Source organism: Dongia deserti (assembly GCF_003574735.1).
Taxonomy (GTDB): domain Bacteria; phylum Pseudomonadota; class Alphaproteobacteria; order Dongiales; family Dongiaceae; genus Dongia_A; species Dongia_A deserti.
The window spans coordinates 187527-204922 of the sequence record NZ_QORW01000012.1; the positions used below are offsets into that span (position 1 = coordinate 187527).

Consider the following 17396-nt stretch of genomic DNA (forward strand, 5'->3'; position numbering starts at 1 on the left):
CCGCCATCGGCGGCGGCATGGTTAATGCCACGGAACCGGCCCCGCGGTCAAAGCCCCATGCTCCCCGAAAAGCTTAAACAGGGCGTAAAGCCGGGCGCCTAATCACCGGATCTTGCAGCAAAAAGAGGGCGCCCGAAGGCGCCCCGCTCTCTTCCCCAAGAGAAATCGTTAGGTGAGAGGGCGCCCGAGGTGGGCGCCCTCTCACCTAAGCTAAAGTGTGCCGAGTTGGAGATCGTCATTCGGTCCTGTTCCAGCGGTAATGCCGCTGGTGATACCCACGATCGTGATCTTGACATCCCCCGCTGAGATGCCGGCTACACCGTCGACATCGACGTTGACAATCGTGTTCCCGCTCGATGTCGAGATATTGACCAGCCCCGTGCGGCTGCCTGTGGCAATGCCCAGGCTGTCGAAGAGCGGATTCAGGTCAATGAAGTCCTGATTGCCAGAGCCACCGCTGTTGTCAAAGCCCGTGATGACATCCTGGCCGTCCAGCTTGGACGTGTAACGGATGGTGTCGTTGCCTTCGCTAACGTCGATGAGGTCGTTGCCAGCACCGCCGACCATGGTGTCATTGCCTGCGCCACCAACCAGCCAGTCGCGGCCGGTGCCGCCGTTCAGCGTGTCGTTGCCAGCACCGCCCAATAGCACGTCGTTGCCTTCATAACCATTGAGGGCATCGCTGCTGTCATCGCTCACGATGATATTGTCGAGTCCGTTGCCCTCGAGCGGATCATCGCCTTCCTGGCTGCGATCGAGCACGACATCCCCCGTGTCCGATTTGCCGTTGGCTGTACCGGTGTAGGTGAAAGTGCCACCGCCGCTGCTGTCGACCATCGAGATATTGCCGCTCGACAGCGTGACACCCGTTCCGTTGAAGCCGCTCACGTTCGTGAACGTCCCGCTGACCGAAATGGCGTCTCCATTTGCATCACTGTCGTTCCACAGCAATGCTGCAGCCGGAATGACGATAGTCTCATTGCCGCTGTTATTGTTGTGACCGGCAATGATGTAGTCATCCCGCACGATCGGAGCGATATCGCTGACTGCAGCGCTGATCTGCAGGGTGCTGGTGGCCGCATCGCCGTCGGTGTCGGTGAGCGTGTAGCCGAACGTGTCGCTGGCAGCCGCATCTGCCAACAAGGCATAGGTGTAGGCCCCCGTGCTCATGTTGACTTGCAGCGTTCCGTTCGGTGTCGAGAAGGTCAGGATCGTGCCACCGCCGCTGACACCGAACGCCAGAGATCCGGTCGTCCTCGTGATCGACGCGCCGTTGAACACGAACGTGTTCCCGCCGAAGGTGATCTGGCTGACGATGCCCGGATTATCGGCACCGATACTGTTGCCCCCATTGGTCTTGAGGTTGCCATTGACCGGAGGCGCCACCGTCGAAACCAACGCCGCGGCGAGCAGGTTAAGATCCGTGACCACCTGGCCATTGGTGTTCATCTCCGTCACGCCGTTGTAGGCGATCGGGTCGATCGCGCCCTGGTTGACATCGCCCGGTGCTCCGAACCCGAGAGCGAACGAGTTGACGTCGTTGGCCTTGAGGAAGTTGATCCAGGTCGCTTCCTCGCCGGCATCGATGCCGGCATCACCCTCCGGGCGGTTCGGGTTGCCGTCCGACAGGAAGTAGGCGACGTTCTGCGCGCCGACGATCTTGCCGGAGTCGCCGAATGCCGCGATCGCGTCCGTCAGAGCCTCATCGTAGTTCGTCAGACCATCCGCGGACAGCGTATCAAGCACGTCCTTGACCTGGGCCACCGTCATCCAGGTGTCGCCTCGCTCGCTGGCGTTGGTGCTGAAGGTGACCAGCCGAACTTTCACGTCGCCGAGCGCATCGTACTGCTCGATCAGTTCCTTGATCGCTGCGATTGCCAGCTCCAGCTTGTTCAGATCGGTCAGGCCGGAGGCCTGTGTCATCGAACCAGAGATGTCGAGCGTGATGAGCAGGTTGGTATCCTGGCCAGTGTCGGCGAGGATAGACTTGCTCAGCGCGTTCGCCACCGGCACGTCGTCGATGATCTTCACCGACAGGGTGCCGGTCGCGGAGTCGCCGTCCTTGTCTGTCACCTTCACGGTGAAGTCGTCGAACAGGCTGTTCTGGCCGTTGGCGTTCGGATGGTTCTCGTTATCAAGCAGCGTGTATTTGTAGGTCACCACGCCGGTGCCCGAGTCATAGCCGGTGATCTCCAGCTTGTTGCCGAGATCGCTGCTGCCGATGAACTGGCCGGCCTGGAACACACCGTTGTTGATGATCGTGATGGTGTCGTTGCCATCCGAGATCTTCAGGTCACCGACACCGTCGGGCGCCGAGATCTTGAAGTTGCCGGTTCCGAACTCCGCGTTGGAGCCGGGGTTCGTGCCGTCGCTCAAGGCCTCCTCGTCAACAACGGCGTCGCCGCCGCTCGCCTTCGGGGTGAGGTCGCTGATGGTGACTGGGCGGTCGACGACCGTCACGTTGAAGTCCGCCGCGGCGGAGTCGCCGTCCTTGTCCGTCAGCTTCACGTCGAAATTCATGGTGACCGGATCGCCCGAGACGATGGTGCCGATCGCCAGCCCGCCGACGCTGAACTGCTTGCTGTTGTTGTGGTTGACGCCTTCGATCTCCAGTCGGTTGAACGGCTCGTCCCCGGTGACGGTGATCTTGTCGCCGTCGTCCAGTCCGTTGATCTGGAAGTAGCCGCCGCCCAGATCGGTGATGGTCGGAGCCGCACCGCCGCTGACGTTATTGATGTTGATGCCAGCCTGCGACAGCAGCGCGGTCACATCGTCCGCGTCGCCTTCCAGGCTGGTATCATCGTCGGCCTTCACGATCCGGATCTTCAGGCTCGACGTGTCATTGCCAGAACTCTGGATGATGGCGAACGAAACCTCGTTCACCAGGTAGTGACTACCATAGGTGTAGCCGTTCTCCGCATCCTGGTTGCCGGCCGGATTCTTGACAAAGTCGATCCGCACGCCTTCGCCGTGGTCGATCCACTGGTCGCTGACGCCGATGTCATCTGTGTCCGAGTTGATGTTGCCCGTTGCCTGGTTCAGCGGCGTGATCAGCAGATCAGTGTCGAGATTGTCGATGCGCAGCCATTCCTTCTCACCGGCCTTGCCGCCGGAGAGGTTGGTGAACACCACGCCGCCGCCATCGTCGATCGCCCGGTTGAGATTGAAGCTGTAGGTATCGCTGCCTGGCTGGAGTGTGACCGTGAAGACCTCGTCGCCGTCCCCGGTCTTGCCGGTGATGACACCGGTACCCTCGCCGTAGAGGAACACCGCCTCGCCCTGCGACTTGATCGGATCGCCGTTGACGTCCTTGGCCGCATCGCCGTCCGTGAAGCCGGTGAACGTGATGCTCGCCGGCTCGTCGGCGCCGACATGGCCCTGGAAATCCAGATCGCCGATTACCGAGGCCCCGGCCTTGTTGCTGGCCGACTTGTCCTCCGGATCGAACGCAGTCGGGATATCGTCCTGCACCTTGATGGAGAAGTTGTCGCCCAGGTGCAGGCTATCGCCGTCCTTGTCGGTGGCCTCCACTACCCCACCGAGGTTGATGGTGAGGAAGCCCTCGGTGTTGTCCGCCAACGGGATCGGGTGATGGTCGAGTTGGTCCACCAGCGTGAAGGTGTAGTCGCCGTCGGCCTCTACTTTCAGCGTGAAGACCGTCTGCGCGCCGGCCGACGCGGTCAGCGTGTCGCCCACGATGTTGTAGGTGAGCAGCACGCCCTTCGAGGTCAGGTTCTGGCTCAGGAGCGTGGCGGTCGCCGCCGGATCCAGGCTGAACCCGCCGCCGGCCGCGGCCCCGTCGGAGCCGAAATTGACCAGCGTAATCAGCGAGCCCTGTGCGACATGCTGGCCGACCGAGCCGTCCTCGTTGTTGCCGACGCTGACGATGCTATTGATGTCGTCTTCCTCGACGCTGCCCTGCACCGCGCCGTCCACCAGCTTCGGGCCGTCATCGTCGAAGCTGATCGAACCGCTGATGTCGACGCTCTTTGAAGCCTCGTCATGGTCCTTGTCGGTCACGCTCAGTGTGACCGACAGCTTGCCGGCCAACATCGACTTGACGTCGTCGTGGCTGCCGGTATCGCCGTGGACGATCGCACGATATTGCGCCATCGAGATTTCGCCCGAGGTGCCGTCGATCGTGAGGGCAAACACCACATGCCCACCGGCGGTCTTGCCGAGGATCAGGCCCGCGCCATTATCCTCGAGCGTGATCGGCTGGCCGCTCGCGGTGTCAGTCAGGCCGGTTGCGCCGTCGCCAGTGACACTGAGGGTGTACTCATGCGACAGCTCGCCATCGGCGCCGGGCTGGATCTCGAGCAGATCGGAGGCTTGCGCCGAGGCTGCACCGATCACTGTCCCGTAGGCCGGAATGACCAGAACAGGGTTGACGCCGGTCTCGTCACTCTCCTCACGAGTGCCAGCTGGATCCGGATGATCGCCAATACCGCCCAGGGTCTCGTCGACCTGCAGGCTGATACTGCCGGACGTCTTCAGGTGCACCTCGGGACTGTCGTCCTCGATCTCCACCGTCAGGAATGCGGTGTCGAACGCGCCCGCGCTGTCGGTCACCCGCACCGGCACAGTGAAGGAGCGTTCATCCTCCTGGCCTGCGACTGGATGATCCAGCGGCTGATGTAACGTCACCGTGTAGCTGGCGGTGTTACCGACCAACGGCGAGAGCTGAATGGTGATCGCGGGGTCGCCGCCTGCCGTGCCGGTCAGAGTTTGACCGTCCGCCGATAGAACCCAGGACACCGAATCTCCACCGCTAAATGTCCAATTCGGCAGCGTGCCCGGGTTGATCATCTTCACCGACAACACATCGCCGACATCCGGGTCGGACACTGTCAGCAAGCCCACAAAGGTCGCGCTGTCGGTGTCGTCGCTCGGCACGCCGATATCGTCCATCTCGCCGTCGGTCAGCCCCTCGTCCGACACAACCGCTGTCCGGTCATCCGTCTGCGGATTCTGAGGATCGAGGTCAATATCCGGCGGCGAGTTATCCGTCTTGCCGTTGATAGTGATCTTCAGCGTTGCAGTCGACTTGTCGCCGTCCTTGTCGGTGATGATGTAGGAGAAGGTGTCGTAAAGCACCTCGCCGTTATCCAGGTCCTTGAGGGCCGGATGGTCGTCGTTGAGGACGTACTTATAATCGCCGTCCGTCTGCACGTAGAGCGTGCCGTAGAGGCCGGCCACGTTGCCGTTGCCGTCGATGCCGCCGATGGCGTTGGGGTCGACCCACTGGATCGACTTCAAGCCGTCGGAGCCGACGTCGTCCTTGTTGCCGTCGGTCAGATTGGCGTCACTGCCATAAGGGACGCCGCCATCCTTGCCGGTATAGACGTTGCCGATGGCGTAGGCGCCGCTGTCCTCGTCGACGGAGTCCTCGTCGTCCACGGCGACCGGACCATCGTCCTCGAACTTGATCAGCTTGCCGAGGTCGAGATAGTCGACGTCGCTGTCGCCGTCCTTGTCGGTGATCGTCTGGCGGATGAACAGCTTGTCGTTGTCCATGATCTCGGGCGAGCCGCTCTCGTCATGGGTCGCAGCGCTGTCACCCGCGTTGTCGTGCTCGACCGCGCGGAACTGCGAGATCGTGACCTCGCCGGTCGACTGGTTGATGTCGATCTGGAAGGCGATCGGGCCGACACTGTTGCCCACACGACCGACAACCGTGTCGGCATCCACCTGATAGAGGCGGATGTCCTGGCCAGTGGCCACGTCATCCAAGCCGCTGTTGGTGCCGTTGCTGCTGAGCGCGAGCGTGTAGCCCTTGGTGCCCGGGCCGTCCGTGCCATAGTCCGAATTGTCGACGAACAGCAGGTTGCCTGCGACCTTGGCGTAGCCGATGTCGCCATCGACGTTGCCGTTTTCGTCGAACGCGTTCGGGTCGGCGTATGGGCCGGTTGCCGGGCCGGTCGATTCGTCGAGCACGATCTGCGCGCCCTCGGCCTTCACGATCTTGGCCGTCGGGCCGTCGTCCTCGAACTTGATGATGGAGCCCAGGTCCACCTTGTCGGTGTCGGAATCCCCGTCCTTGTCGGTGATGGTCAGTTCGACCTGCACCTTGTTGCTGCTCATGACCGCGGCGGAACTGCCGGATTCGTCGGGATCGCTGGAGTTGTTGTGCTCCACGGCGCGGTACTGGGTGACGGTCACCTCGCCGGTAACGGGATCGATGGCGATGGTGAAGACCAGGTGGTTGTCGATGGCCGAGCGGCCTTCGATCAGCGTGCCGGCCCCGTTGGCCGTCAGCAGCACGTCGCTATTGGTCTGGGTGTCGTCCAGGCCGGAATTCGCGCCGCCGTTGATCAGCAGCTTGAACTGCTTGGTGCCCGGACCATCGGTGCCGTACTCGCTGTCATCGTCGAACAGCACGTTGGCCGCGACCTTGGCATAGCCGATGTCGGTCGTGTCGCCCGTCGCCTGCTCGTCGTGCGCGTTCGGATCGGACAAGTCCTTGCCCACCGACTCGTCGACCGCAATCTTGGCGTTGTGCTTGATGTCGAGGTCGGCCTTCGGCCCGTCATCGTCGAACGTGATCTTGCCGGAGATATCGGCCGAGCTCGAAACAGTGTCGTTGTCCTTGTCCGTGACGGTCAGCGTCACCTGCAGACCGCCGGTGATGCCGAGCGTCGCCTCCTCGTCATGGTTGCCCGGCGCCTGCTCCTGGTTGCCGTGATCGACGGCGCGGTACTGCGCCATTGAGACTTCACCGGTGGTGCCGTTGATGGAGAGGGCGAACACCAGGTGGCCGCCGGCGATGCCGCGGATCGTTCCGTCGGGGAACGACACGAGGCTGATCGTGAGGCCCGACTGCGTGTCCTTCAGAGTGGTCGGGATCGAGCCGCCGCCGGCAAGTGTCAGGCTATAGACGGCCGACTGCAGTCCGTCGGCACCGGCCTGGTAGGAGAACAGGCTGCTGCCGCTGGACTTCGCAGCGCCGATCACCGAACCCAGGCCGGTGAGGACGCCCGGCAGGCCGGCGCCGTCCTCGTCATCCTCGATCCGGGTGCCCGGATTGTGCGGATGATCGCCCGCGTTGTTCGGGGTGCTATTGCCGTCGAGAGATTCGTCGACCGCCAGCTTGAAGTTGCCGCTCTGCTGCGTGATCACCGGCATGTCGTCGTCGATCTTGATCGTCGCCGTGCCTGTGATGACGTCGCAATCCTTGTCCTCGACCTGGATGTTGACGGTGAAGGACAGGTCCGGGTGGTTCTCGTCGGCGTTCGGGACCTGCGGATTGCTGTCCGGGTGCTCGACCGGCTTCAGCAGCGTGAACGTGAACTCGCCCGTCTGATGGTTGTCGATCTTCATGGTGAAGACGCGGTTGGCCGCATCCGACGGATCGGTGCCCTCGATGTAGCCGACCAGCGTGCTGGTTGCGGCATCCCACGCCGCGAACACGTTCTTGCCGTCGACCGTGTCGAGGCCGGTATCGCCGCCATTGCCGACGCTGAGCTCGATCGTCACCGCATCGAAGCCCGGCGTGAAGTTGATCTTGCCGATGTGGATGGCGTCGTCGACCAGCGCGTTCGGCGGCGTGTGGTTCTCCTCCGCGTCCTGCGATGCGTGGTCTCCGATGCCGACACCCGGCAGGCCGTCCTCGTCGACCGTGAACTGGACCGAGATTTCGGTCGTACGCGGCGGCAGCTTCGGCTCGGTGTCCTTCACGTTGATAGAGAGGGTCGCCGTCGACTCATCGCCGTCGGAATCACGCAGCGTGTAGTCGAACTCCTCGACGAACTTGTCGAGCGGCTTGCAGATCTCGACGTTGAGCAGCAGGAAGTCGGAATTGAAGGACGAGTTGCTGCCGGCGCCGTTGCTCACCGGCGTCAGGCGGATCTCGTCGAACTTCTGGCCTCCCGTGTCGATGTCAAGCGTAACCAGGCCGTCCAGGTCGCCCAGGATCTGGCCGGAACCGACCAGAACGCCATCGTTCCAGATCTCCCACTTCACGATTTCCTGGTTGCCGCTGTCGAAGTGCACGCCGTCGAACAGCGCGCCCAGTAGCAGCTTGGCATTGGTCACGCCGCCCGGATAGGCCGCATCCTGCAGCGTCAGCTTCAGCGTCTCGGGGCCTTGGATGTCGACCTCGGCACCGTCGATGCCGTTATCGACGCCGACGCCGCGATAAGTCGGGCCGGACGGGACGGTGACGAGCTTGACGTCCAGATTCTCCGCCGCAATGCCGCGCAGACCTTCGAGCGTAATGCCGCCGGCATTGAACGCGCTGACCCAAGCGGATGCGTCGGTGAGCGCGAGCGAAGCGGTGGCATCGGCCGGGCCAACCAGCGTGTCGACGTCGTGGGCTGCATCCGCCGGCACGGTGTAGCGGTACTCGCCCACCTCCGACTGGGTGTTGCTGACCATCACGATCTCGAACGTGCCGCCCTCGTCGGTCGGGATCTTCAGGACACCGCCGGTGAAGGTTTCGGTCGTGTTGTTGATCGGCAATGCGCCAGGCTCGCCGGCCGGCGCGCCCTTCGTGACGCTGAAGGAGCCGCCGCCCAGATCATTCAGGAAATAGGTCGTGCCGTCATGCGCGAGCTTGCTGATCGTGTAGGGACGATCGGCACCTGGCAGATCCGGCGTGCCGTCGCCGGTGAACAGAGGCGGCAGGAAGGTGAAATTGGAGTCCTTGCCGAGGAGCAACGCATCACCACCAGTGACAACGTTGCCCGAAGCGAAGTTCCAGGCATCGCCGGTCTTGCCCTCGGTCACCACGTCGTGGTCGTCGAAGGCTTTCGGCGAATCGTCGTCCACGACGATGTTGATGGCGCCTTGCGCAGTATCCTTGTCGCCATCCTTGGCGATCACGTTGAAGCTGAAGTTGAGGTTGTCCTCGTACCGCGACTCCGGATTGTCGTCGTTGTTGAGGTCGGAGTCCGTGTACGGATGGCTCAGCGCCTGGTTCAGGGTGAACTTGAAGTCACCCATGTTGCCGCCGCTGGTGTCCAGCGTCATCGTGAACACCGGATCGCCTGAGCCGGCCTCGATGCCCGTCAGCGTGACGACGCCGTTGCCATCGGGCGCGCTCTGCACGATGGAGACACTGTTGCCGTCGGCCGTCTTCAGGGCGCTCAGCGGGATGGTCAGGCCCTTAGAGTCGGTGATCGTTAGGTCGCCGAAGGACAGCGTGCCGGGCTGGTCGCTGCCGATCGAGAAGTTGATCTGGCCGCTGGTCCAGGTGCCGTCGAGCAGGGTTTCATCGCCCGGCGCGAAATCGAGCCCCAGGTTGCCGCCCGGGAGCAGATCCTCGTCCACCCGGCCGTTGCCGTGATCGAAGCACACGTCCACGAATTGCGGACCATCGTCGTCGAAGCGCACGCGATTCCCGATGCTGACGCTGTCGACATCCTTGTCGCCATCGCCGTCAATGACCGTGACGACCGCCTTGAGCGCGCCGTTGGCGATCGAAACCGACTCGTCATGGTCGTTCGGGTTGGGATGCGCGACCGCCCTGAACTGGGCGAGGTTGATCGTGCCGTCCTGGTTGATCGAAACAGCGAACGCCACAGGGCCGCCTTCGCCGCCCACCCGGCCTTCGACGATCGAGCCGTTCTGGAAGAGATAGATGTTCTGGCCCGTGGCGGTATCGTCGATACCGGAATCGACACCCTTGCCGCTGACCTCTAGCGACAGAGTCACGGTCGCGCCTTCGTCATCGGATCCGACGGACGTGCCGGCGGTGGTGACGATAGGCTCGTTACTCTTCGCCCAACCGATCAGTGCACCGACGATGCCGCTGAACTCCGCCGGAAGTGGATCGGATTGATCCATGTCGAGGCCGCTGCCGGGGTTCTGCACGCCGGGGGTCTCGTCGTGCTGCACGACGTTGTTGTGCTTGGTGTCGATGCGCGCCTTCGGGCCGTCATCGCCGAAGCGCACGAGACCGCCGATGTCGGCTGATTTGCTGACCGAATCACCGTCCGCGTCGGTTAGCGTGACGACCGCCTGCAGCGCGCCGTTTGCGAGCGGGATGACCTCGTCGTAGTTGTTGGGGTTGTCCGGATGCTTCAGGGAGTCGTACTGCACCAGGATCAGCTCGCCATCGCTGTTGATGGCAATCGCGAAGATGATGGCGCCAGTCGCATCGGGAGTGGAGCCGTCGACGCCGCTGCCGACGCGGCCCACGATGATGCCGTTGGGACCTTCAAACAGCCAGATGTCCTTGCCGTCGGTAGTCTCGACGCCGGAGAACACGTCGCCTGCCGGGATGTCCAGCGCATAGCTCGTATTGCCCGGACCATCGGCGCCGTATTTGGAGCCGCTGATATTGACCACCGGGTCGCCGTCGAACGCCCAGCCGATGGCCGGGCCTGCGCCCAGCACGTTGAAGAGCGACGGCGGATTGCCGAACTGGTCGTCATCGCCCGGGCCGTTGTCGCGGCCCTTTGTCTCGTCATGGGTCACGGCGCCGGCCGAGTTGGCCGCAACCTGCACCACCGGCATGTCGTCGTCGATCGTGATCATGGCCTTGCCGTGGATCACGTCGCAGTCCTTGTCCTCGATCTGGATGTTGACGACGAAGGACGGGTCCGTTGTGAAGTTTTCCGTGTTGTCGTTCGCCCCTCCGGCGTCCGTCTCTGGATGCTTGACCGGCTTCAGCAGCTTGAATGTGAAGTCGCCGGTCTGGTGATTGTCGATCTTCATGGTGAAGACGCGATTGGCCGCATCCGACGGATCGGTGCCCTCAATGTAACCGATCAGCGTACTGGTGGCCGCATCCCATGCCGCGAACACGTTCTTGCCGTCGACTGTGTCGAGGCCCGTGTCGCCGCCATTGCCCACCGTCAGTTCGATCGAGACCGGATCGAAGCCTGGGGTGAAGTTGATCTTGCCGACGTGGATTCCGTCATTGTCGACGTTGCCGCCCGAAGTGCTCTCCGCGCTGTCGCCCGGCTGAACGTCCTTGTTGCCGCCTGCGATGCCGTCCTCGTCCACCTTGAAGGTGATGTTGGCCGCGGAATGGGTCGGGAACTTCGGCTCCGTATCCTTCACGTCGACGGTCAGAGTCGCCGTCGATTCATCGCCATCGGAGTCGCGCAGTGTGTAGTCGAACGCCTCCGTGAACTTGTCCTGCGGCTTGCAGATCTCGACATTGATAAGCTGGAAATCGGAGTTCCAGTCCTTGTGGTTGCCGGGCGCGCCGTTGTCGAGAGGCTTCAGCACGATCTGGTTGAACTTCGCGCCGCCCGTGTCGATGTCGAGCGTGACCAGGCCGTCGAAATCGCCGACGATCTGCCCCGAGGCGACCGGAACGCCATTCAGGAACACCTGCCACTGGACGATTTCCTGGAAGCCGTTGTCGAACTGCACGCCATTGAACAGTGCGCCGAGGAGCAGCGAGGCGTTGTTGACACCGCCTGGGAAGTCATCGTTCTGGATGGTCAGCTTCAGGCCTTCCGAGCCGCCCTGTCCGAAGCGGTCGACCTCGGCCTCATCGCCGTTGCCGCTGGAGACGCCGATGCCGCGATAGTTCGGATTCGGCGGGCCCTGGACGTCGACCGATTTGATCGCGAGCTGGCCGCCGATCGGCTCGATCGTGATGCCGCCCTTGTCGAATGCCGTCACCCACTCACCAACCGTGTCGAAATCGCCGGTGAGAGACTGCGAGACGGAGGGACCAATGTGGTAGTCGATATCGTGATCGGCGTCTGCCGGCACGGTGTATCTGTACTCGCCTACCAGGCTCTGGTTGCTGTTGACGAGGATGATCTCGAACGTGCCGCCCTTGTCGGTCGGAATCGTCAGGATGCCCGTAGCATCATCGAAGCTCTCACCGGCGCCCAGCGAAGCGCCACCGTTCTTCGTGACTTCGAATCGCGGGCTGGCGCCATCGCCATGGTCGATCAGGTTGTAGGTATCGGCGCCGTGTGTGAGCTTGCTGATCGTGTAGGGACGATCCGCGCCCGGCAGGTCTGGCGTGCCGTCGCCGGTGAGCAGAGGCGGCAGGAACGTAAAGTTGGAATCCTTGCCAAGCACCGTCGAGTCGCCGCCGGTCACGACGTTGCCCGAAGCGTAGTTCCACTCGCTGCCGGTCTTGCCTTCCGTCACAACGTCGTGGTCATCAAGCGCCTTCGGAGAGTCATCGTCGACGACGATCTTGATCGTGCCCTGCACGGCATCCTTGTCGGCATCCGTCGCGATGACGTTGAAGGCGAAGTTGAAATTGTCTTCGTAGCGGCTCTGCGGATTGTCGTCGTTGTTGTAGTCGGAGTCGGAGTCGGTGTACGGATGCTGCAGCGCCTGGTGCAGAGTGAACTTGAAATCGCCCACATCCTTGCCGCTGGTGTCCAACGACATCGTGAACACGGGGTCGTTGGATCCGTCCTCGAACCCCTTGTAGGTTACGACGCCTGTCACCGGATCCGGGTCGGAGATCTCTATGTAGATGCCGTTGCCGTCGGCGGTCTTGAGCTCGGAAATATCCCAGGTCTTGCCGGCCGAGTCGGTGATCACCAGCTCGCCGAAGGCGAGCTTGCCCGGCTGATCGGCGCCGAAGTCGAAGTTGATCGTACCGCTGGTGAAAGTGCCGTCGAAGAGGCTCTCGTCGCCAGGGCCGAAATCGAGACCCAGATTGCCGCCAGGGATCAGCAGGTCCTCATCGACCCTGCCGTTGCCGTGCGTGAAGCAGACGCCTTCGAACTTCGGGCTGTCGTCGTCCACCCTGATCTTGACGCTGCCCTCGGCCCAGTCGCCGTCAGCATCGGTACCGCGGACGATGAAGTCAAAGTGCAGGTTGTCTTCGAACGAACCCTTGCCGTCGTCCGTCTCGTCGTCGGCGGGATTGCCGTTGTTGTCCGGGTGATACAGTGATTCATGGAGATCGAAGTCGAACTCGCCGATCTCGCCGCCTTCCGTGTCGAGCGAGAAGGTGAAGACCTTGTGGCTCGGATCGCCGACATAGCCGGTCCACGTGACGACACCATTGCCGTCCGGTCCGGATTTCTCAATGAGAATCGTCTCGCCTTCGGACGTCTTCAGGTTGTTGAGTCCGACGGGGTTGCCGTCCTTGTCGAAGGTGACGAGCGTATTGCCGGCGTCATCCTTGATGGTCAGGCCGTCGATCGACAGCGTGCCCGGATTGTCGGCGCCGAAATCGAAGATCACGGTGCCGTCGGCATGAGTCTTGCCGAGGTCGTCGCCGAGCGCGAAGTCCTTGTTGCCGTCCTTCAGCCAATCCTCGTCGATCCGGCCGATACCGTTAATCGGGGAGGTGCTGTCGCCATCGAGGCCCCAGTAGACCTTGATGAACTTCGGGCCGTCGTCCTGCACGACTATGTTGACCGGCTGGTGCGCATGGTCGCCGTCGTAGTCGCTGATGCGGACGTGGATCAGATCCTGACCGTCCGCGCCCTTGATCGGGAACGGCTCGTCGTGGTTCGTCGTGTCGGGATGGTTGATCTGGTGCAACTGCACGAAGCTCAGCACGCCGTTATCATCGATGTTGAGGACAAACACCGTTTCCTTGACGCCATTGACCTCGACATAGCCGACGACGGTGTGGGCATCGATCTGCTGCGCCCACACCGGCAGCGGCGGCTGGGCGCCGTTCCACGTGACCGTCGCATTGGTCAGCTGCGGATCGATCGTCAGGTTGTCTTCGGTAACGCCGCCGACGGCATTGTTCTTGATCATGAACAGCTCGAACGGATGCTCGTTCTCGCCGTCGTCGACGCCGTCGCCGTCGCGGTCGGTGCGATCCTCAAGTTCACCGAAGATGGAGTTGCGAGCCGACGCGTCCTTGGAGTCCTTCAGATACTCCTGCGTCTTCTGGTCGGCGCCAAAGCTGGCGATGACCTGGGTCTGCGCCAGCCCTGGCGCAGGAAATCCGAAGAACGTCAGTGCGCCAGCGCTGTCGCCGAACGGCAGGCTGAAGCCCTCGCCAGTGATCTTGCCGTGCAGGCCGAGAAGCAGCGAAATGGCATCTGGCGTGAGAATGCTCTGATCATCTGCGTCGCCCTGTACGCCCAGGGATTCGTCGTGAGCCACGCCGGCGCCGGTGTTGATGATCTGCATGCCCTCGCCGATGCCGATCACTTCGCCGAAGGACGGAACGTCGTCTTCGACACCGAACTTCATGGTGGTCGACTTGGTCGAGCCGTCGGAATCCTTGGCGGTGATCTTCACGGGCAGGTCGAGGATCTGCTCGTTCGCGCCGAGTAGATCGGCCTTGCCGTCCTTGTTCAGATCAGGCGCCTCGTCGTCGAGGTTGTCATAGAGCGTGAAGGCGATGTGGAAGGTGTTTGCCGAGCTCTTCTCCAGCACCTTGATACCGAAGACCAGGCGATCGCCGTCTGCCTCATCGAACTTGCCATCGGCGTTACCATCGACAAAGGCGACGATGCCGTTGCCCTGGCCGCCGCTGGGCGGCAGCACCTGATAGATGATCGGCTCGCCTTCCGAAGTCAGGCCGGCCGGCAGCTGCGACGGGTCGACGGTGAGCGTGCCGGGGATATCGGGGCCAAAATTGACCTTCACGGTCGCGATGGTCGTCAGCGGCTCATTGTCCGGATCCGCGCCGCTGCCGTTGTTGTCGTCGCCGTCACTGTCCAGGCCGCCCTCTTCACGGTCCTTCGTGTCAAACGGATCGTTGCCGACGCCGTCATTGCCAACATCCTTCACAACCAGCGAGATGTTGTGGATCGGATCACCAAGCAGATCGTCCTCGTTGACGATGCCGCCGAGGATGTCGAACGAGATGTCGATGCTGCTCGGCTCGGTGTCGCCTTCGACGAACTCCCGCCGCTCGTCGTCGATCAGCCGGTACTGCAGCTGCGTGGGATCGAGGATGCCGATGGCGGCGATGCCGCCGAGGCCGGGGCCCGCGCCGAACGGCACGAAGATGCCGCTGCCTTCGGCGCCATCGCCCTGCCCACCGGTGGCCGGACCGGCTGCGGTCACGATGTCGAGCGAGGGATCGGTGGCGGCGATGAGTTCGGCTACGTCGATGCTGTCGCCATCACTGGTGACGATCTTCACCGGGGACTGTTCGTTGGCGCTGAGATAGCCCTGCAGGATGATGGTGCGGCCATCGACCACAAACGCCAGGTTGCCCTCGGGCCCGATCTTGGTGGGCAGGTTTTCGGCGCTGGCGGTCGGCAGTCGGACCGTCTGGCCGGGCTGCACGGGCAGGAGGATGACCACGTTGCCTTTTGGCAGGTCGACCCAGTCTGCTGGCTCCGCCTGTGCCACCTGGACATTCGTGAGATCCAGATCGCTGCCGGCCATATCCAAGCCGGCGTCAAGACGCGTCTCGCCCTGCGGGAGATTCGTGGAGTCCGTAGCCATGTGTCATGCCCTCTGTTTGGACGCCGGGCGCCGTTACCCGACGGGTTGTGGAGGCCGGTGTGTCCCTGTCGTCCCCAAGACGACCCCCAAGTGATGGACTCCGGCCGGGCGGGAGTATCCGATAGGAAGAATGCCCCGCGCAATTCGCTCAAATGCGATCTTTATATATCCTGGTATGTAGCTATTAAGAATCAGGGCGTTTTTAGTAAGATTTCGCCTGCCCACATTCATTTTCAGTTAAGCTGCATTCATACTCAGTTCATCTGAATGAACAGACTTTCAGGGCGCTTTTGGCCTATTTGCGACATCTTGGCGCCCGCCCAGATTGCAGACACAAAAAAAGAGGCGCCCGAAGGCGCCTCGATTTCATCAACGCTAGTTCCGGGATTAGGTGCCCAGTTGTATGTCGTCGGTCGCCGCCGTGCCCTTGGTGATGTCGCCGGTGACCCCTGTGATGGTGATCAGCAGGTCGCCCGCATCATTGAAGCCACCGCCGCCATCAACATCGATCTTGACCAGGGTGTCAGCGCCCGAGGTCGAGATATCGACGCGCGCAGCGCGGTTGCCGGCCGCAACCGACAGGCTGTCGAACAGAGCATCCAAGTCGATGAAGTCTTGACCGCCGGTAGGATCGTTGTCGAAGCCGTTGACCACGTCCTTCCCGTCGAGGGCACTAGTGATCCGCACTGTATCGTTGCCCTGGCTGACGTCGAGCGTGTCGTTGCCCTGGCCGCCAATAAGGATGTCATCTCCGGCCCCGCCGTTCAGAGTGTCATTGCCGCTACCGCCGTTCAGCGTATCATTCCCATCTTCGCCGTTGAGCTTGTCGTTGCCGCCAGCACCGAACAGTACGTCGTTGCCGCTGTAGCCGGTGAACGTGTTGGCGGCGCCGTCGGCGGGCTGGAGGTTCACGTCGATCTGGCCGGTAGACGTGTCGCCGTCGAAGTCGGTCAGCAGTGTATTGAACTGCAGGTCTAACGGATCACCGGTAGCAACATTCGCGACTGAGACGTTGTTGACGGCGAAGGGATTCCCGGAGTCATAGTCGATATCCATGCGGTCGAAGGCGGTCTGGCCGCTGACGACCACCACGTTATTGGCTTCGAGACCAGTAATCGTCACCTCGGTGCCACCGTTGAACGTGATGACGTAGTCCACGCCTGCCGTCTGCAAGACGCCGTTGCTGAAGACCTGGATCGCTGCGATCAGCACCTGCAGCTGGTTGGCCTGGAAGCTGGCCAGATTGTCGCCTGAGTTGAAGGATTCGACTTGCGAATCCCACAACCGAATCTTGATCCCCGTCGAGCCTCCGCCCTGGACCTGCGCAATGTTGAACGACGCCTCTGTGACTGTGAAATGGCTCCCATAGTCAAAGCCGTTCTCGTCTTTCGTGCTGCCCGACAGCCCGACCACAAAATCGAGGCGGATACCCTCGGCAGGACTGCCGCCGGTAGGATCGCCAATCCACTGATTGCTGACACCGATGTCGATGTTCGAGGTGTTGACGGTCGACCCATTGGCAAATTTTGAGGTGACCAGGAGATCGAGGGAGTTCGCATTGCCCTTGTCGCTGTCGAAGGGAATCCACTGTGACTGACCGGCCGCGACATCGCCAAGCTGGTTGAACGTGATCCCTGCTCCGTTGTCGATCGTCTTGATCAGTGTGAACTGATAACTGTCGGTCGTCGGGTCCAATGTGGCCGTGAAGACCGCCTCGCCGGCATCGACAATGTTGTTGTTGTTGGCGTCGACATAGCCGGTCAGCGTCGTCGTGCCGACACCATTCAGCTCGATCGTCTTGCCGCCCGACGTGAGCGTGTTGCCGCCCGTGTCCTTCGCCACGTCGCCGTTGACGAAGCCCGTGAACACAATGGTGCCCGGCTCGTCCGCGCCTATCTTGCCGTCGAGATTGAGGGCGCCGCTGATCGATCCGCCCACGAAGTTCAGGAGCGACTGGTTCTGCGGGTCATAGTTGACCGGGATGTCGTTGTTGATCACCACCGTCGCGCCGGCATCGATCACCACGCTGTCGCCGTCGAAGTCGGTCGCCACGAACACGCCCGCCAGGCTCAGGTTGGTCGTCTCGTTGTCCCCGC

The 17396-nt window shown here is 62.2% G+C and carries 2 protein-coding genes; both read right to left on the reverse strand.

What is annotated here, in order from left to right; translation table 11 throughout:
• Nucleotides 1-210: 210 nt before the first annotated feature.
• Nucleotides 211-15300 carry a DUF5801 repeats-in-toxin domain-containing protein gene (locus tag DTX69_RS19745; protein ID WP_119303265.1) on the reverse strand — a complete coding sequence of 5030 codons (15090 nt, stop codon included), beginning with the start codon at nt 15298-15300 and terminating at the stop codon, nt 211-213.
• 387 nt (nt 15301-15687) lie between these two features.
• A complete protein-coding gene (locus DTX69_RS30780; RefSeq protein ID WP_284735931.1) occupies nt 15688-17298 on the reverse strand; it encodes a calcium-binding protein in 1611 nt (536 codons plus the stop codon).
• Between the last annotated feature and the right edge of the window lie 98 nt (nt 17299-17396).